We start from the raw sequence: 18,047 nt of genomic DNA on the forward strand, positions 1-18,047 counted from the left end.
AGACAATAAATGAAATTCAGATAATGTAATGGAAGTAGTTCATTTTTTGAATCCGAATTCCATTCCAACCGTACTGTCTGAAGGAACTTCACTATGAAAGATATCGGCCGCCGGAGATTCGTGGGTGCTGGAATTGCTTCTGCTGCAACTTTGACACCCTTGCAGCATGTTTTGGCGGAAACCGGATCATTACAAGATATCGGCGGATCGATCGTCTCGCTGCCTCAGGCAACGATCTACACTGCGCGAGAAATCATCACGCTGGATGATGCGCGCCCGACGGCCGAAGCGGTTGCCATTGTCGGTGACAGAATTCTTTGGGCGGGAACACTGGAAGATGTACAGCGCGTCTTAGGCGACCAACCTTACGAAATCGATACGACGTTCGCTGATAACGTGATCGTTCCTGGGTTTATTGCACAACATGACCATCCGGTGCTTGCTTCCCTAACAATGTCGTCAGAAATCCTCGCAATTGAGGATTGGGTTTTGCCGAGCGGAACAGTGCCGCGTGTCACGGACAAACAAGAATTCATGGAGCGTCTTGCCAAAGCGGAATCTGAAAAGTCGGATCCAGACGAACCTTTGCTTAGCTGGGGGTATCATCCGGCATTTTACGGCCCGTTGACGCGTTCTGACCTCGATGCAATCAGCGAAACACGTCCTATTCTTGTTTGGGCGCGCTCATGTCACGAGATGGTACTGAACTCGGCGGCAATGGAACGTGGCGGTGTCACCCGGGACAAGTTTGAAACTTTCAGCCCGTCAGCAAAAGAGCAAAGCAGTTTTGAAGAGGCGCGGTTTTGGGAACAGGGCCTGTTCGCAGTTTTGCCTAACATCGCGAATATGGTCGCAACCCCCGAACGCCTGCGATCCGGTCTGGAAATCACGCGCGACTATATGCACGCCAAAGGCATTACCTTCGGCAATGAGCCGGGCGGGATTCTGTCTAAGCCGGTTCAGGACGGCGTTAACGAAGTCTTCTCGAACCCGGACATGCCATTTCGCTGGTCATTTATCGTGGATGCAAAGTCGATGGTCGCGACCTACTCGGATGATGCGCAAGTCATTGCTGAAACCGAAAAGCTGGCTTCTTGGTATGGTGGCATGACAAGTCTAGCGCCAAAGCAGGCAAAGCTTTTTGCAGATGGCGCAATTTATTCGCTGCTGATGCAGGTACGTGATCCTTATCTTGATGGCCATGACGGTGAATGGATGATGGACCGCGATTTGTTTGAACGTGCGTTCCGCATTTACTGGGACGCGGGCTATCAGATTCATATTCACGTCAATGGTGATGCCGGGCTTGATCGGGTTCTTGATACGCTCGAATCGAATCTACGCCGGAACCCAAGATATGATCACCGAACCGTATTAGTGCATTTTGCAGTCAGCGCTTCGGATCAAGTCGAACGGATCAGAGCGCTGGGAGCCATCGTCAGCGGGAATCCATATTACGTTACCGCGCTGGCGGATCAGTACTCAAAAGTTGGTCTCGGCTCGGAACGAGCGGATTCGATGGTTCGCTTAGGCGACTTATCACTCACCGGAATTCCATGGTCGCTGCATTCCGACATGCCGATGGCACCTGCGGACCCGCTGTTTCTGATGTGGTGTGCTGTAAATCGAGAAACCACTTCCGGCCGCATCGCTGGCGCGGATCAGAGGGTGCCCGCTGAAATGGCGCTTCGCGGAGTCACAATCGAGGCGGCTTATGCCCTTAGGCTGAGTGATGAGATCGGAAGTATCGAACCAGGCAAAAGGGCTAACCTGACTATACTGGATGAAAATCCCCTCAGTGTGGACCCGGCGATGATCCGCGACATTAATGTTTGGGGAACCGTTATGGAGGGGCGTGTTCTTCCGGTTGGTGAGCGAACGCAAAAAGCCTCACTTACGCCGACGCTGGCTCCGAATTCTCTAGCTGATGAAGAGGTCAACCGAGCAATGCTGAACCATGCGCTCAAGGTTGTTCATACCCATCTGTGAAAGTGGGCATACTGGTGCTCTGATTAAGTCAATTGAGATCAGGCAAAGAAAAAGGGCCCCCAAGCGGCGGCCCTCAATCGTTTGCAGTGAAAGCTGAGGTCAGCCGTTCACGCTGTCCTTCAGAGCTTTCGCAATGGTCATTTTGACCACTTTGTCCGCTTCTTTCTTGAACTGCTCGCCGGTGGCGGGGTTGCGCACCATGCGCTCGGGGCGCTCGCGGCAGTAGATTTTGCCAACGCCAGGCAGGGTCACTGCGCCGCCGGCTGAAACTTCGCGGGTGATCAGGCCGGTCATGGCCTCCAACGCTGCGTTTGCAGCTTTCTTGTCGGTTCCCATTTCCTCAGCGAGAGCAGCCACCAGCTGAGTCTTTGTCATAGGCTTTGCCATTTCTTGGTCTCCTTAACGTGCCCGATACATAGGGCCTCACCGCGTAACTGTAACGGGATATTGTGGTCGAACACAACGAATAGTAGCGCCGAAAACCCTAAAAATATGAGGAAATCGTTGCTTTTTTGCGTCAGAGAAAGGCTGTTTCGTCGAATGAACGCAATTTCCGGCTGTGCAGACGCTCTAACGGCATGCCGCGCAGATGTTCCATCGCCCGAATTCCGATTGCAAGATGGCGACTGACCTGGGTGGTATAAAAGGCAGATGCCATGCCCGGAAGCTTTAATTCGCCGTGCAGCGGTTTGTCAGAAACACACAACAACGTGCCGTAGGGAACCCGGAACCGATAGCCATTTGCGGCGATGGTTGCGCTTTCCATATCCAGTGCAATGGCGCGGGATTGACTGAGCCGCTGCACCGGGCCGGACTGATCCCGCAGTTCCCAGTTGCGGTTGTCGACCGAGGCGACGGTGCCTGTGCGCATGATCCGCTTAAGCTCGTATCCTTCCAACTCGGTGACCTCGGCCACGGCGCTTTCCAGCGCGACCTGAACCTCGGCCAGCGGCGGGATCGGAACCCAGACCGGCAGGTCATCGTCCAGCACCTTGTCTTCGCGCAGGTAGGCGTGGGCCAGAACGAAATCCCCCAGCGCCTGCGTGTTACGCAGCCCGGCACAGTGGCCGACCATCAGCCAGGCGTGGGGCCGCAAAACGGCGATATGGTCAGTGGCCGTTTTAGCGTTCGAAGGCCCAACGCCGATATTGACCAGCGTGATCCCGGACCCGTCCTCGCGTTTCAGGTGATAGGTCGGCATTTGCGGCAGCTTCAGCGGTTGGGCCAACTCTTCCTCGGAGCCCTTGATCTCGACATTCCCGGTCGAAACGAAGCTGGTGTAACCGCTGTCCGGATCGGCCAATTGCGCACGCGCGTAATTCTCGAACTCAGAGACGTAGAACTGGTAGTTCGTGAACAGGACATGGTTCTGGAAATGGCTGGGATCCGTCGCGGTATAATGCGCAAGCCGGGCCAGCGAATAGTCGACGCGTTGGGCAGTAAACAAGGCTAGCGGACCGGCATCATCTTCGTGGTCGTACACCCCGTTGACGATATCATCGTTGGTCGTGGTCAGGTCGGGAACGTCAAAGACATCGCGCAACGTGAACCCGGCCGCGCCCTGTTGCGGAACGTGCAGATCGGGATTGTTGGCAACCGCGAAATGCACCGGGATTGGTGTGTCGGACAGCCCAATCGTAACCGGCTGGTCGTGGTTCTTGATCAGCAACGCGATCTGCTGGGTCAAATAAGACCGAAACAAATCCGGCCGTGTAACGGTCGTGGCATGAATGCCGGGTTCTGAGACGTGGCCAAAACTCAGGCGGCTGTCGACATGCGCATAGGACGACGTTCTGATGCGAATTTCCGGGTAATAGGCTCTGAACCGCGCCGTTGGTGTGCCGTGCTCAATGGCTGCCGAGAAACTGTCGCACAGAAAGCGGGTTGCTTGTTCATAGAGCGCTTCCAACCGAGCGACCGCTGCCTTGGGGTCGGTGAATTGTTCCGGTTTAGGTGCGTCGGGTGTTTTTATTATTGTCATGCAAGTGGTTCCAGAAGGTCAATCTTTTCAAAAGTGCGCACATCCACCAGACCCAGGTCAGAAATCCGGAGTTCCGGGATCACGACCAGCGCCAACAATGAGTGCTGCATATATGCGTTGTTGAGGGTGCAGCCGCAGGCCACCATCGCGGCAACCATGTCGTCGGCCTTGGTAGCAACCTGTGATGCAGGGCTGTCAGACATCAGGCCCGCAATGGGCAATTCGACCAGCGCCAGTTCTTCTCCATCGCGGAAGATGGTGATGCCGCCACCCACCTCGGCCAGCCGATTTGCCGCCAGTGCCATCTGTTCGCGGTCCGTGCCGACTACGATCATGTGATGACTGTCATGTGCCACGGTCGAGGCCATGGCCATTTTGCCCTGATATCCGAATCCGGAAACGAAAGCGTTCGTCACGCCGCCCGTCGCCTGGTGCCGTTCAACCAGCGCGATCTGGCAGACATCGTCGTCGCCCTCGACCAATCCTTCGATGATCGGCAGTTCAGCTTTCAGAGCTTTGGTCGGAGCCTGGTTTTCCACCACGCCGATCACGTTGGCCTGCACGCGGTTTGCCCCTGCAGGTGCTTGAATTTCGAAATCAGCAGCGGTCAGCGTATGCCCCAGATGCACGGTGTTCCGGGCGGTATCAGGCCAGTTGAGGTGCGGGCAATCCACGGTGATTTTGCCGCTGTCGGCGACGATCTGACCGCGCGCAATCACGGTGTCGATGGGTAGTTCTTTCAGGTCCGAGCTAAGGATAATATCCGCGCGCCGCCCCGGTGTGATCGAGCCGATCTCACGTTCCAGCCCGAAATGGGTCGCCGTGTTGATCGTCGCCATTTGCAGGGCAATCAGCGGATCACATCCGCAAGCGATGGCGTGCCGAACCACGCGATTCATATGGCCGTCACTAACCAGCGTGCCTGAGTGGCAATCGTCGGTGCACAGGATAAAGTTGCGCGGGTCCAACCCTTTTTTCGTGACCGCAGTGATCTGGTTTTCCACGTCATACCAGGCCGAGCCCAGCCGCATCATCGACCGCATCCCCTGCCGAACACGTGCGATCGCGTCTGCCTCGCAGGTACCTTCGTGATCATCCGCCGGACCCCCAGCAACATAGGCGGCAAAATCAGGCCCTAAATCAGGCGAAGCGTAGTGTCCTCCTACGGTTTTCCCGGCGCGTTGCGTTGCGGCGATTTCCGCTAGCATCTTTGGGTCGCCATTGATGACACCGGGAAAGTTCATCATCTCGCCTAAGCCGATGATGCCGGGCCAGTTCATCGCTTCGGCCACGTCTTCGGCGGTGATTTCGTACCCCGTCGTTTCTAGTCCCGGCGCAGATGGGGCGCAGGACGGCATCTGGGTAAAGATGTTCACCGGTTGCATCATCGCCTCGTCATGCATCATGCGCACGCCGTCCAGGCCAAGGACATTTGCAATCTCATGCGGGTCGGTGAACATGCTGGTGGTTCCATGCGGAATGACAGCGCGGGCAAATTCAGCCGGGGTTAGCATGCCCGATTCGATATGCATATGGGCATCACACAGGCCAGGGATCATATAACGCCCGGTGGCCTCGATGACCTGAGTCTCTGGGCCGGTGCAATGTGATGCATCGGGTCCGACGTAAGCGATGCGCCCATCAGCGATCGCAATGTCATGGTTCGGAAGGGTTTCGCGGCTGTGCACATTTACCCAGATTCCGCCGCGAATGACCGAATCTGCAGCTTCACGACCTGCGGCTACGGCAATCAGACGGGGGGCGACATCGGGCCAACTAGGGAAGGGTGTGTGTTCCATGGCCCAACTTTCCCGAATGCGCAGGAAGGTTCAACCCCTTGTGAACAGGTATCATCAAACCGTCACGCAGCGCGTCAGCGCTGCACTGTCCAACCAGAAGAGACGCCCGGCAAGGCATCGATGATGGGCGGGAGCAAGCCTCGGTTATTTCTGTGTATCATGCTCCAGCTCGCGGCGAACCCAATTGGCAAACGCTATAGCACCGGGGCTTTCTTCGGCGCGCGGTGACAGAAGCAGATAATAGGCTTCAGGCATGGGTGCGCGATGGGCGAACGGGGCTACTAAACGACCTTGCGCAATCAGGTCACTGGCAATTGTGTCATGCGCCAGACACAGCCCTCCGCCAGCCATGGCTACGGACAGGCTGACCAAGTAGGTGGTCGAATAAGTAATTGCAGGATTTTCCCAATTTAGACCCTGTTCCTCGGTCCACCCCAGCCAATTCGACAGAAGGTTTGAGCAGTCAAAAAGCGGGTGCTGTTGCAGGTTGTCCAACGTCACGTGATAGCCCGGCGCACAGACTGGATAATAATGATCCGTTCTCAGCAATTCGGTCCTAACCGTATCTGACGGCCGTAGTGAATAACGGATTTCCACGGCGGCCCCTTCGGCCATTTCGCGCGGCTCCCAAAGCTCAGTAAAGATATTCAGTTGCACCTCGGGATGCTGTACCCGAAATTTCGGCAGTCTGGGCGCCAACCAATTCACGGCAAAGGTGATGTTGCTTTGAACCTGAACCGCGTTCTGCTGGGCGCCGGTCACGGCCTGAGTTCCACGTACCAGTGTCCGAAATGCCTCGCGCACCACCGGAAGATACGTGATGCCCGCTTCGGTCAGTTCCAACGCACGTGGTCGACGCAAAAACAAAGGCTGGCCAAGGTACCCTTCCAAGGACTTGATCTGTTGGCTGACCGCGCTTTGCGTCATGTTCAGATCCCGGGCTGCGCCGGTAAAGGACAAGTGCCGCGCCGCTGCTTCAAACGTGCGGAGCCAACCCAGCGGAGGAAGTGGTTTTTGCATGCGTATAACCTTGCCATTAGTTCAGCTAATGGAATAGTTGCGTTTTTTTCGTTGGTCAATTTTTGACGCTACAGGCACGATTTCCGAAAGTTCTCAGCTATCCGCAAAGGAGCCCGGAATGACTGTTACAAACCTGCGCGCCAATATCGACCACTGGGCCGAACGAGTTGATCTGGCTGCAACCTTTCGCTGGGTCGAGCGATTGAACATGCACGAAGGCGTTGCCAATCATTTCAGCCTTGCGGTGAACCCGGAAGGTACGCAATTTTTGATGAACCCGAACCAGATGCACTTTGCACGGGTCAAAGCGTCAAATCTGCTGTTTCTGGACGCAAATGTTGCCGATGTGATGAACCAACCCGGTGCCCCGGATCCGACGGCTTGGGGTCTGCACGGATCAATCCACCGCCACTGTCCGCATGCGCGCTGTGTGATGCACGTGCATTCGATCTTTGCGACGGTCCTGGCATCTTTGGCGGATAGCACCTTGCCGCCGATCGATCAAAATACGGCCACGTTCTACGACCGATACGTCGTGGATGAAGAGTTCGGAGGCCTCGCCTTTGAAAGCGAAGGTGAACGCTGCGCGTCGATGCTGTCGGACCCCAAGAAAAAGGTCATGATCATGGGCAATCACGGTGTCCTAGTGATCGGCAGTGATCCGGCAGATGCCTTTAATAGACTCTATTATTTTGAACGCGCAGCGGAAACCTACATCCGCGCGCTGCAGACGGGACAACGATTGCGCGTGCTGTCGGAAGAGGTTGCCGAGAAGACCGCGCAAGAGTTGGAAGACTATCCTGATCAGGCCGAAGCACATCTGCGGGAGATCAAAGCCTTGCTGGATGACGAAGGCTCGGACTACGCCACCTGACCACTTCAACTGGGTAACCGCCATGACCGACACGACTCAGAACCCCGAATCCGCCCGTTGGCACTATCACCCCGACGGCCCGGTAAGTTTAAACCCTTTGTTTAAGTGGCCGCCGCGCCCAGCTGAAGTGCTGAAATGGTACAGCGGGGCGTGGCTGCAGATCACGGCATTAACCTTGTGCCTTGCGCTGGCGGTTACCGCCTATGCTTTCTTTTTTCCGCCTTTGGAAAGTATGCAAAGCTTTGCCCCGGGTTGGATGTTTCGCATTTGGCTGCTGAACATGGTGCCCCAAATACTCGTCGCAGGTGGGCTGCACTGGTGGCTGTACATGCGAAAAGGGCAGGGCATGTACAAAAAGTTCGACCGCCGCGACCTGACCCGCAACAATGGTACGTTCACATTCCGCAATCAGGTTCTGGACAATATCTGGTGGACGCTGGGCAGTGCGATGACCGTCGCGACCGTTTATCAGTGGATCATCTACTGGGCGATGGCCAACGGCTATGTGCCAACCATCACATGGTCCGGCGCGCCGGTCTGGTTCGTTGTGTGGATGGTGTTTATCCCGATGTGGTCAGGTCTGCACTTTTACTGGGTGCACCGGCTGGAACATCACCCGAAGCTCTACAAATACGTGCATGCTGTGCATCATCGTAACGTGAACATTGGGCCTTGGTCGGGAATCTCGAACCACTGGTACGAGAACTTGCTGTACTTCACGACCTATTTCATCCACCTGATCGTTCCGTCGCACCCGTTGCATGTGCTGTTCCACGCCTCCTTCCAGCAGATCAGCCCTGTGTTGTCTCATTCCGGGTTTGAAAAACTAAAGGCCGGAGACACGGATGCCGCCCGTGCCGGTGATTTCTTTCACCAGCTTCACCACCGGTATTTTGAATGCAACTACGGCACCTCTGAAATTCCGTTCGACAAGTGGTTTGGCACATATCATGACGGATCGGCCGAGGCGACGACCCGGACAAGGGCCTACAAGAAACAGATGTATACCTAGCTGGCCCGAAGCGCGCGCGGCGTGACCCCGAATTCGGCTTTGAAGGCACGGGTCAGGGCGCTGGGGTCGTCATAGCCCGCGCGCAGGGCAACCTCACCGATGCTCAGGTCGGTTTCTGCCACCAGTTTGCGCGCAAGGTTCAGGCGCAGGCGGCGGTAAACCTGCGCGGGACCCGCGCCCAGCTCGGACTGCATGCGGACGGACAAGGCTTTCTGCGATCGGCCAACCCGGCTTGCGATTTCGGACACTGGCAAGGGGATCTCAAGGTGTTCCTGCATCAAGGCCAGCGCCTTGTTCACGTAACCGCTGGTCGCGCCGGCACCGCCCGCATGCGAGCGCGCTGAATCGCGGGTCATGAACAGTTGCGACACTTCCAGCGCCAGGGCCTGTCCCTGATCCCGTGCAATCAGATGAAGCACCAGATCAAAGGCCGCCATGGCCCCGGAACAGGTGATGCGATTGCGGTCGATGACATAGCGCTCGCGGTGGGCTTCGACATCGGGGAACCTTTCTGTAAATCCGGTCAGCTCTTCCCAGTGTATCGTGGCGCGATGCCCGTCCAGCAGCCCTGCCTGAGCCAAAAGCCAGCTGCCAGTGTCGAGGCCCGCCAGCACTTTGAACCGCTGATCCGCAGAACGCAGGCCTGAAAGGGTGCGCCACCCGCCATGCGCGCGGAATCCATAAGATGGCATGACCATCAGCATGTCCCCACTGGCGATCTGGAGTGGGCGATGCGGCGCGACCTGCAGCCCGGATGAGGATGTCACCGGACCACCCTCCAACGCAAGGAACTGCCAATCGTACAAATTGCGTCCGGCCAGAGTGTTTGCAGCGCGCAGCGGCTCGACCGTGTTGGCCAGGCAATGGTTCGAGAATCCGTCGAACAGAAGAACCCCGATTTGCTGCGGTGCAGAGGGTGATTTAGTCCATTCTTGCATGGTAAACTTCTATTTCTGCACGCTTCAAATGGCAAGCCGCGTCAGAATATGCCGCAACGCCAGATGTGGAGACGCCCGATGCAATATGGATTGTCCGACGAACAAGAGATGATCGTCTCTACCGTTCGCAGCTTTGTGGAAAACGAAATCTACCCGCATGAGGCGCTGGTCGAGCGCACCGGCGAAGTCCCGGAGGAGATCGCGGATGAGATCAAACGCAAGACGATTGAACTGGGTTTTTATGCCTGTAACTTTCCCGAAAGCGTCGGTTGTGCAGGGTTGAACCATCTGGAGTTCGCGCTGGTCGAACGTGAGCTGGGCCGCGGATCCATGGCGCTGAATCACTTCTTCGGGCGTCCTCAGAACATCCTGATGGCGTGTGAGGGCGAGCAGGTCGAACGATACTTGATGCCCGCCGTGCGTGGCGAAAGGATGGACGCGCTGGCAATGACCGAACCCGGTGCCGGGTCAGATGTTCGTGGAATGAAATGCGCCGCGGTGCGGGATGGCGGTGACTGGGTGGTCAATGGCACCAAGCACTTCATCTCGGGTGCGGAGCACGCGGATTTCATCATCGTTTTCATCGCGACCGGAGAGGATCAGACGCCGAAAGGCCCCAAAAAGCGGATTACGGCGTTTCTGGTGGATCGCGGAACGCCCGGTTTCACCATCCGGGACGGGTACAAGTCGGTCAGTCACCGCGGTTACAAGAACATGGTTCTTGATTTCGACGATTGCCGTCTGCCGGACGCTCAGGTTCTGGGTGAGGTTGATGGCGGGTTCGAGGTGATGAACACATGGCTTTATGCGACCCGTATCACGGTGGCCGCCATGTCCGTAGGTCGGGCGCGCCGGGCTTTCGACTATGCGCTGGATTATTCCGCCACGCGCGAACAGTTCGGCCAGAAGATCGGCAAGTTTCAGGGCGTGTCCTTCCAAATCGCGGATATGATCACCGAGATTGACGCAGCGGACTTGTTGACGCTGGCCGCAGCCGACCGCCTGGACAAAGGCCTGCCCGCAAACCGCGAAATCGCCTCGGCCAAGCTCTATGCCTCGGAAATGCTCGCGCGGGTCACCGATGCCGCCATCCAAATTCACGGCGGCATGGGTCTGATGGACGATTACCCGCTTGAGCGGTTCTGGCGCGACGCGCGTGTCGAACGTATCTGGGACGGGACCAGCGAAATTCAGCGCCACATTATCAGTCGCGATCTTCTGAGGGCACTCGGTGCGTGATGGTGGGGCCCGCCTGATGTCTTCCCTGTCACGCGTTTTGCACCCCACATCGATCGCCGTGATTGGCGGCGGCGCCTGGTGCGTCTCAGTGATCGAACAGGCCCGGAAATTCGGGTTTCAGGGCGACATCTGGCCGGTCCACCCAAAAGCCGGTCAAATCGCGGGTCTGAGTGCCTTTGCACGCCTTGAGGACCTTCCAGCGGCCCCCGACGTAGCCTTTGTTGGCATCAACCGTCATGCAACGATCGAGACGATCGCGATCCTTTCGGCCATGGGGGCCGGGGGTGCAGTGTGTTTTGCCTCGGGATTTACCGAAGCGCATGCCGAGGACGATCAGGGTGCAGATTTGCAGGTCCGTTTGGTGCAGGCCGCAGGCGAGATGCCGATCCTCGGGCCAAACTGTTATGGCTTCGTCAACGGGCTAGACCGTGCCGCTGTTTGGCCCGATCAGCACGGCATGCGACCGGTAGATCGCGGTGTGGCGATCCTGACGCAAAGTTCGAACATAGCGATCAATATGACGATGCAGCGCCGGGCCTTGCCGCTGGCCTTTATGCTGACCAGTGGGAACCAGGCGCAGACCCATCAGGCCGACATCGCCTCGGCCCTGTTGGATGATGACCGGATCACAGCGATTGGCGTCCATATCGAGGGGTTCGGTGACCTGCGTAAATGGGAGGCGCTGGCCAAAAAGGCTCGGGATCGTAACGTGCCGATTGTTGCGCTGAAAGTGGGCCGGTCCGCCCATGCACAGGCGGCGACGATTTCCCATACAGCCTCGTTGGCGGGTGGTGATGCGGGCGCGCAGGCATTTCTGGATCGGCTCGGGATCGCGCGTTTGGATGACATTCCCAGTTTCCTGGAATGCCTCAAGCTGCTGCACGTGACCGGGCGGTTGGATACGAACGGTTTGGGATCGATCAGTTGTTCGGGTGGTGAGGCAAGTCTGGCTGCCGACATGGCCGAGGGGCGCAATCTGCACTTCCCGCCGTTGTCGCAAGCACAAAAAGCTGACCTGCGCGATGCCTTGGGACCGATGGTAGCACTGGCGAACCCGCTGGATTATCACACCTATATCTGGCGGGATACGCAGGCCATGACACGGGCGTGGTCCGCAATGATGAACCCTGAACAGGCCCTGACTATGGCGATTCTCGACTATCCGCACACGGACGCCACCGATTGGGAATGCGCCACGCAGGCTGCGTTGAACTGCGTCGCTCAGACGGGGCGTCCCTTTGCAGTAACGGCGACCCTGCCGGAGCTTTTACCCGAAGACGTTGCGCAGCGGTTACTCGATGGCGGTGTTGTCCCTTTTGCCGGATTGCACGAAGCGCTTGCGGCAATTGAGGCGGCCGCGCGGCCGCAAGCAACGGAGGCCGAACCGGTTCTGCTGCCCTCGGATACCGTTGCGGATCATGTTCTGACCGAAGCAGAAGCCAAGCAGGCTCTTGCGGAATTCGGTGTGCGTGTACCGCACAACGTTGTTGTGTCGGCAGATCTGGCGAAACAAGCCTCTGCCGCGCTGACTGGTCCTTTTGCGATCAAGGGCGTCGGGCTGGCGCATAAGTCGGAACATGCGGCCGTGCGCCTTGAGGTTCACGCTGACGCTGTGGGTGAAGTCGCGGCGGATATCGGAACCGAAGAGGTCCTTATTGAGGAAATGGCTGTTGGCGGCGTGGCAGAATTGTTGGTCGGCGTGACCCGAGACGCGGCCCACGGGTTCGTTCTGACGCTGGGTGCAGGGGGTGTGTTGACTGAAATCCTGCGCGACACGGTTTCACTTTTGATCCCATCCTCTCGCACCGCGGTGAAAGAGGCGCTGGGTAATTTGAACTGCGCCCCTTTGCTGGCGGGATATCGCGGCAATCCAGCGGCAGAGATTGAGGCCATCCTGGACGCTGTCGATGCGGTGCAGGCCTACGTCATTGCCAATGCATCCCATGTCAGCGAAGTTGAAATAAACCCACTGATCTGCACACCGGACCGTGCCATAGCGGTGGATGCTCTAATCCGAAAGGCAAGTATATGAACCCAGTCAAAACCAAGCGTGATGGCGCAATTCTGGAAGTCACTTTGGACCGTCCCAAAGCGAACGCGATTGATTTGGCGACCAGCCGCGTCATGGGCGAGGTGTTTCGTGACTTCCGTGATGATCCTGATCTGCGCGTCGCGATCCTGACCGGGGGTGGCGAGAAGTTCTTTTGCCCTGGCTGGGATTTAAAAGCAGCCGCTGACGGAGACGCAGTCGACGGAGACTATGGCGTTGGTGGCTTTGGCGGGCTGCAGGAGCTGCGGGACATGAACAAGCCGGTCATCGCAGCCGTCAACGGGATCGCCTGCGGCGGCGGGTTAGAATTGGCCCTGAGCGCCGACATGATCCTTGCTGCGGAACACGCCAGTTTTGCGCTGCCGGAAATCCGCTCAGGCACAGTGGCCGATGCCGCCAGCGTAAAACTGCCCAAACGCATTCCGTATCATGTGGCGATGGAACTGCTGCTGACCGGGCGCTGGTTCGATCCGCATGAGGCAAAGAACTGGGGGTTGGTGAACGAGGTCATTCCGGGTGATCAACTGATGGATCGGGCGTGGGAACTGGCGCGTCTTTTGGCCAGCGGCCCGCCCTTGGTTTATGCCGCGATCAAGGCAATCGTACGCGATGCCGAAGATTCCAAATTTCAGGATGCCATGAACCGGATCACCGGGCGGCAATTGCCGACGGTTGATACCCTCTATGGCTCTGAAGACAATCTGGAAGGCGCCCGCGCTTTTGCTGAAAAGCGTGATCCTGTGTGGAAGGGGCGGTAAGTCGGCCTAAGCGCGTTCGAACAGGGCTATCAGCGCTGTGTCATCCTTGTTGGGGCCAGATGCAAGATCGCCATAGATGCGAACTTCGGGCAGGGTCAGGTTCCGAATCTGGCCTTGCGCTAACCGGTGCAGGGCTTCGGCAAATCCCAGCTTTTCATAATGTTGGGCATTGATCGACAGCGCGAATTGTGCACCGGGGCGGGCCGCACGCAGCAGTGCAGTCAAAGCTTCTGGCCCGAGGTGACCATGGGTGAACGAACCGGATGAAACGATTCCGGAGTAACTTTCGCGCGGCACCGGGATGCCTTCGTTCAGATCGGCCTCAATGGCGTCGCGGTAGATATCCTTGCGCATGGCCTGATCCAGCATCTCGGCGCTGATATCGGTGGCATCAATCGGTCCCACGCCCAGCCGGGCCAGAACCGCACCGCACAGGCCAGTGCCTGCACCTACATCAAGCACAGGCCCTTGCCCGCCGGCGCCGACAAAGGCGCGGGCGGTATGGATGTGCAGCTGATAGTCCTCGCGCGTGGCAAAGCCTTCGTCGTAATCCCCGGCCCATTCAGCATAGAGACGCTTGTGGTCTTCCGGGGAATCCAGCGCGTAGGCGGCATGCAGGTCTGGTGTTTTGTCACTCATACCCAAAAGAAAGGCGCATTGGGGGATTCGAATCAAGTATCCTTGGCAGAGTTCTTGCATCTGGCGAAATTGCGGATCATCTAAGAACGTATGACAGGCACACTATTTTCCTTCGGTCACGGGTACTCGGCACAGGCTTTGTCCCGTCAGTTGCAACCCCATGGTTGGCGTATCTTGGGCACGACGCGTGATCCGGCCCAATCGCAGGTGGTCAAGGCGTCCGGCGCAGAGCCGGTGATTTGGCCGGGGCAAGTGCCACAGCTGGATGGGGTGACGCATCTTTTGATCTCGGCTGCGCCAAACGCGGACGGAGATCCGGTTCTGGCTGCATTGGCGGATGAGATTGCGGAACGGGCGGCGCAATTCAAATGGGTTGGCTATCTTTCGACCACGGCCGTGTATGGCGATCATCAGGGCAACTGGGTCGACGAGGCCACCCCTGCGACGCCAACGGCGCAGCGCGGCAAATGGCGGGTGCAGGCAGAGGAGCAGTGGCAGAGTATCCCCGGCTTGCCGACACACATCTTTCGCCTTGCGGGCATCTACGGTCCCGGTCGTGGGCCGTTTTCCAAGCTCAAGCGCGTGGGTATGCGACGTATCATCAAGCCCGAGCAGGTCTTTTCCCGAATTCATGTCGCCGACATTGCCCAGGTTCTTGCCGCGTCCATGTCCGCGCCTAATCCGGGGGCGATTTACAACGTATGTGATGATGAACCCGTTCCACCGCAGGATGTCATCGCCTATGCGGCCGAATTGCAGGGATTGCCATTGCCGCCCGAAGTACCGTTCGACGAGGCCGACATGACCCCCATGGCGCGCAGCTTTTACAATGAGAACAAGCGGGTCAGGAACGATCGGATCAAGGATGAGCTGGGTGTAAACCTAATGTATCCGAACTATCGGGTCGGATTGAGGTCGCTGATGACCGATGACTGAGCTATCGGCCTGATTTCCGGCGATGCGCACTGGGTGCTTAGTGATAGTTTTTGGTTATCATAACCATCCATAAAGAAAACTTATTTGCATGGCTCGAATTTGCTAGGTCTGGCGGCGACAAGACAAGAGTCGCCGATACCTTTGACAGAATGCGCGCAATCCAAGCCGCGCATCTAAAAGAGGTAAAAGTGTCATCTATATATGTTCTTGATCGCCCGCGTTTCTCACCGCGCGAACGAGCCGGATTTTAGCCAGGATTGGAGATCGACATGGACGGAAGTGATAACCCCAAAACGGGCGGATGCCCTGTAATGCACGGCGCAGGAACCCGGTCGAACCGGGATTGGTGGCCGAACCAGCTGAACCTTTCGATCCTACATCAGAACGCGCCCGCGTCGAACCCGCTGGGGCCTGATTTCGACTACGCTGAAGAATTCAAGAAGCTGGACATGAAGGCGCTGAAAGAAGACCTGTACGCGCTGATGACCGATTCTCAGGATTGGTGGCCTGCCGACTATGGTCATTACGGCGGTCTGTTCATCCGGATGGCCTGGCACAGCGCCGGTACATATCGCACGGCGGATGGCCGTGGCGGTGCCTCGACCGGGAACCAGCGCTTTGCGCCACTGAACAGCTGGCCGGATAACGGCAACCTTGATAAGGCGCGCCGTCTGCTGTGGCCGATCAAGCAGAAATACGGCAACCAGATTTCCTGGGCCGACCTGATGATCCTTGCCGGCAATTGCGCCATTGAAACCATGGGCGGCAAAACATTTGGCTTTGCTGGTGGTCGCGCAGATATCTGGGCGCCAGAAGAAGACATCTATTGGGGTTCCGAAACTGAGTGGCTTGCCCCCACCGACAACCCGCACAGCCGGTACACTGGTGAGCGCGACATGGAAAACCCACTGGCCGCCGTTCAGATGGGCCTGATCTATGTGAACCCCGAGGGCCCGGATGGTGAACCAAACGTGCTGGCCTCGGGCCGTGATATCCGCGACACCTTTGGCCGGATGGCGATGAATGACGAAGAAACCGTCGCATTGGTCGCTGGTGGCCACACCTTTGGTAAGGCGCACGGCGCGGGCGATCCTGATCTGGTCGGCCCCGAACCCGAAGCGGCCCCGATCGAAGAGATGGGCCTTGGCTGGATCAACAAGTTCGGCTCGGGCGTGGGTGACGATACCACGACCTCGGGCATCGAGGGCGCATGGACCGCAAACCCGATCAAATGGGACAACGGCTATTTCGATCTGCTGTTCGGATACGAGTGGAATCTGACCAAAAGCCCCGCAGGCGCATGGATTTGGGAACCAATCGGCGTCAAAGAAGAAGACATGGCCCCGGCGGCCGGTGATCCGACCAAGAAGGTCAAGACCATGATGACCACCGCCGACATGGCGATGCGCATGGATCCGATCTATGGCCCGATCTCGAAACGCTTCCACGAGAACCCGGAAGAGTTCGCAGATGCTTTCGCACGCGCCTGGTTCAAACTGACTCACCGCGACATGGGTCCGCGTTCGAACTATATCGGTTCGGAAGCCCCGACCGAAGAGTTGATCTGGCAGGACAACGTGCCTGCGGTGGATCACGACCTGGTTGATGATGCCGATGTAGCGGATTTGAAAGCCAAGATCGCTGCATCCGGTCTGTCGGTGTCCGAGCTGATCTCGACCGCATGGGCCTCGGCCTCGACCTTCCGTGGGTCGGACAAGCGGGGCGGTGCCAACGGCGCCCGTATCCGTCTTGCGCCTCAGAAGGATTGGGACGTCAACGAGCCAATGAAACTGTCCAAGGCGCTGGATGCGCTGGCAGGCGTTCAAGAGGCGTTCAACGGCGCGCAGTCAGGCAACAAGAAAGTGTCGCTGGCCGACCTGATCGTTCTGGCCGGTGCCGTCGGCATCGAGCAGGCTGCCAAAGCTGGCGGTCAGGATGTTGAGGTTCCGTTCACCCCGGGCCGCACCGATGCATCGCAAGAGCAGACCGATGTGGACAGTGTCGCAGTGCTGGAACCCGCAGCAGACGGTTTCCGCAACTACCAAAAGGCCGACTACACCGTCTCGCCCGAAGAGTTGCTGGTCGATCGCGCACAATTGTTGACCTTGTCCGCACCAGAGATGACGGCACTTGTCGGTGGCCTGCGAGTTCTTGGTGCCAATTTCGGTGACGCCAAGCATGGGGTGTTCACGGATCGTGTGGGTGTACTCAGCAATGACTTCTTCACCAACATTCTGGATATGGACACCGAGTGGAAACCGGCCGGCAAGGGCGTCTATGAAGGTCGTGACCGCGCCAGCGGTGAGGTCAAATGGACCGGTACACGCGTCGATCTGGTCTTCGGTTCCAACTCGCAACTGCGGGCGCTCGCCGAGGTCTACGGTCAGACGGGTGCCGAGGGTAAATTTGTCTGCGACTTTGTCTCGGCCTGGAACAAGGTGATGAACGCGGATCGTTTTGATCTGAAGTAAATCGACGATCATCGCAGAGATAGCGCCGCCCGAGGGGACTCGGGCGGCGTTTTCTTTGGGTCGGATCCCGCAGGCATACCAACCATTGGGTACGATTCCGCCTAAAGCTCTGACAAACCCCCGCATCACGCAGCGCCCGATCGAGTTTCTTACCCAAATTATTAAGCTAACTTATTGTTTTCATTAATATGGGCGAGTTTCAGCAGAGAAATGTGAAGTTTTTTCAAAATGGGGGTTGCAGGTCCCAGACCTAATCCGTAAATACCCCTTCACCGGCGCTGCTGAGGCGGCGCTGACGGGTCGGAGAGACGGCCGGACGCATCGGAGAGACGGTGGAGACG

14 protein-coding genes are annotated in these 18,047 nt (G+C 57.7%); 8 read left to right on the top strand and 6 right to left on the bottom strand.

All coding sequences use genetic code 11. The annotated features are described in order from the left end of the window. Window positions 1-93: 93 nt before the first annotated feature. A complete protein-coding gene (locus tag AC2FLJ_RS22025; protein WP_496699974.1) occupies window positions 94-1,989 on the top strand; it encodes an amidohydrolase in 1,896 nt (631 codons plus the stop codon). Window positions 1,990-2,088: 99 nt separating this feature from the next. Here AC2FLJ_RS22025 and AC2FLJ_RS22030 read toward each other — a convergent pair whose 3' ends face one another. The 4 genes from AC2FLJ_RS22030 to AC2FLJ_RS22045 form a co-directional block, all read right to left on the bottom strand. Continuing rightward, window positions 2,089-2,376, bottom strand: a complete 288-nt coding sequence (locus tag AC2FLJ_RS22030) for an HU family DNA-binding protein (RefSeq protein WP_039533371.1) — start codon at window positions 2,374-2,376, stop codon at window positions 2,089-2,091. Between the two features lie 130 nt (window positions 2,377-2,506). Further along, the gene (locus AC2FLJ_RS22035) at window positions 2,507-3,970 is read right to left on the bottom strand and encodes an AMP nucleosidase (protein WP_496707677.1); all 1,464 of its coding nucleotides are present in this window, start codon (window positions 3,968-3,970) and stop codon (window positions 2,507-2,509) included. After that, the gene (ade, locus tag AC2FLJ_RS22040; protein WP_496707679.1) at window positions 3,967-5,769 is read right to left on the bottom strand and encodes an adenine deaminase; all 1,803 of its coding nucleotides are present in this window, start codon (window positions 5,767-5,769) and stop codon (window positions 3,967-3,969) included. The genes AC2FLJ_RS22035 and ade overlap by 4 nt, the downstream gene beginning before the upstream one ends. Before the next feature lie 144 nt (window positions 5,770-5,913). Next, a complete protein-coding gene (locus AC2FLJ_RS22045; RefSeq protein ID WP_108860449.1) occupies window positions 5,914-6,789 on the bottom strand; it encodes a LysR family transcriptional regulator in 876 nt (291 codons plus the stop codon). A 118-nt stretch (window positions 6,790-6,907) separates the two neighbouring features. Here AC2FLJ_RS22045 and AC2FLJ_RS22050 point away from each other — a divergent pair, with 118 nt between their 5' ends. Together AC2FLJ_RS22050 and AC2FLJ_RS22055 are read left to right on the top strand one after the other, a co-directional pair. Further along, the gene (locus AC2FLJ_RS22050; protein ID WP_496707681.1) at window positions 6,908-7,663 is read left to right on the top strand and encodes a class II aldolase and adducin N-terminal domain-containing protein; all 756 of its coding nucleotides are present in this window, start codon (window positions 6,908-6,910) and stop codon (window positions 7,661-7,663) included. Window positions 7,664-7,685: 22 nt separating this feature from the next. Continuing rightward, window positions 7,686-8,675, top strand: coding sequence for a sterol desaturase family protein (locus AC2FLJ_RS22055; protein WP_108860643.1), 990 nt, complete (start codon window positions 7,686-7,688; stop codon window positions 8,673-8,675). Here AC2FLJ_RS22055 and AC2FLJ_RS22060 read toward each other — a convergent pair. Further along, window positions 8,672-9,613, bottom strand: a complete 942-nt coding sequence (locus tag AC2FLJ_RS22060) for a GlxA family transcriptional regulator (RefSeq protein WP_282154114.1) — start codon at window positions 9,611-9,613, stop codon at window positions 8,672-8,674. The two genes, AC2FLJ_RS22055 and AC2FLJ_RS22060, sit on opposite strands and share 4 nt — an antisense overlap. A gap of 78 nt (window positions 9,614-9,691) precedes the next feature. On the opposite strand from AC2FLJ_RS22060, the gene AC2FLJ_RS22065 reads away from it, so the two are divergent. From AC2FLJ_RS22065 to AC2FLJ_RS22075, 3 genes are read left to right on the top strand one after another with little or no spacing between them, the layout of a single operon-like run. After that, window positions 9,692-10,852 (top strand): acyl-CoA dehydrogenase family protein, encoded by a 1,161-nt coding sequence (locus AC2FLJ_RS22065; protein ID WP_109313076.1) that lies wholly within the window; start codon window positions 9,692-9,694, stop codon window positions 10,850-10,852. Window positions 10,853-10,868: 16 nt separating this feature from the next. Further along, a complete protein-coding gene (locus AC2FLJ_RS22070) occupies window positions 10,869-12,884 on the top strand; it encodes an acetate--CoA ligase family protein (RefSeq protein ID WP_496699978.1) in 2,016 nt (671 codons plus the stop codon). Continuing rightward, window positions 12,881-13,660, top strand: coding sequence for a carnitinyl-CoA dehydratase (locus tag AC2FLJ_RS22075; protein WP_496699979.1), 780 nt, complete (start codon window positions 12,881-12,883; stop codon window positions 13,658-13,660). Before AC2FLJ_RS22070 ends, AC2FLJ_RS22075 begins: the two co-directional genes overlap by 4 nt. 6 nt (window positions 13,661-13,666) lie before the next feature. On the opposite strand, the gene AC2FLJ_RS22080 is transcribed toward AC2FLJ_RS22075, so the two are convergent. After that, window positions 13,667-14,299 (bottom strand): class I SAM-dependent DNA methyltransferase, encoded by a 633-nt coding sequence (locus AC2FLJ_RS22080; protein WP_496707685.1) that lies wholly within the window; start codon window positions 14,297-14,299, stop codon window positions 13,667-13,669. Window positions 14,300-14,389: 90 nt separating this feature from the next. On the opposite strand from AC2FLJ_RS22080, the gene AC2FLJ_RS22085 reads away from it, so the two are divergent. Together AC2FLJ_RS22085 and katG are read left to right on the top strand one after the other, a co-directional pair. Then, window positions 14,390-15,235 (top strand): SDR family oxidoreductase, encoded by an 846-nt coding sequence (locus AC2FLJ_RS22085; RefSeq protein WP_108860443.1) that lies wholly within the window; start codon window positions 14,390-14,392, stop codon window positions 15,233-15,235. A 269-nt stretch (window positions 15,236-15,504) separates the two neighbouring features. Continuing rightward, window positions 15,505-17,706 carry a catalase/peroxidase HPI gene (katG, locus tag AC2FLJ_RS22090; RefSeq protein WP_496707686.1) on the top strand — a complete coding sequence of 734 codons (2,202 nt, stop codon included), beginning with the start codon at window positions 15,505-15,507 and terminating at the stop codon, window positions 17,704-17,706. Window positions 17,707-18,047 lie beyond the last annotated feature (341 nt).

Source organism: Ruegeria sp. CDSA034, assembly GCF_059612275.1.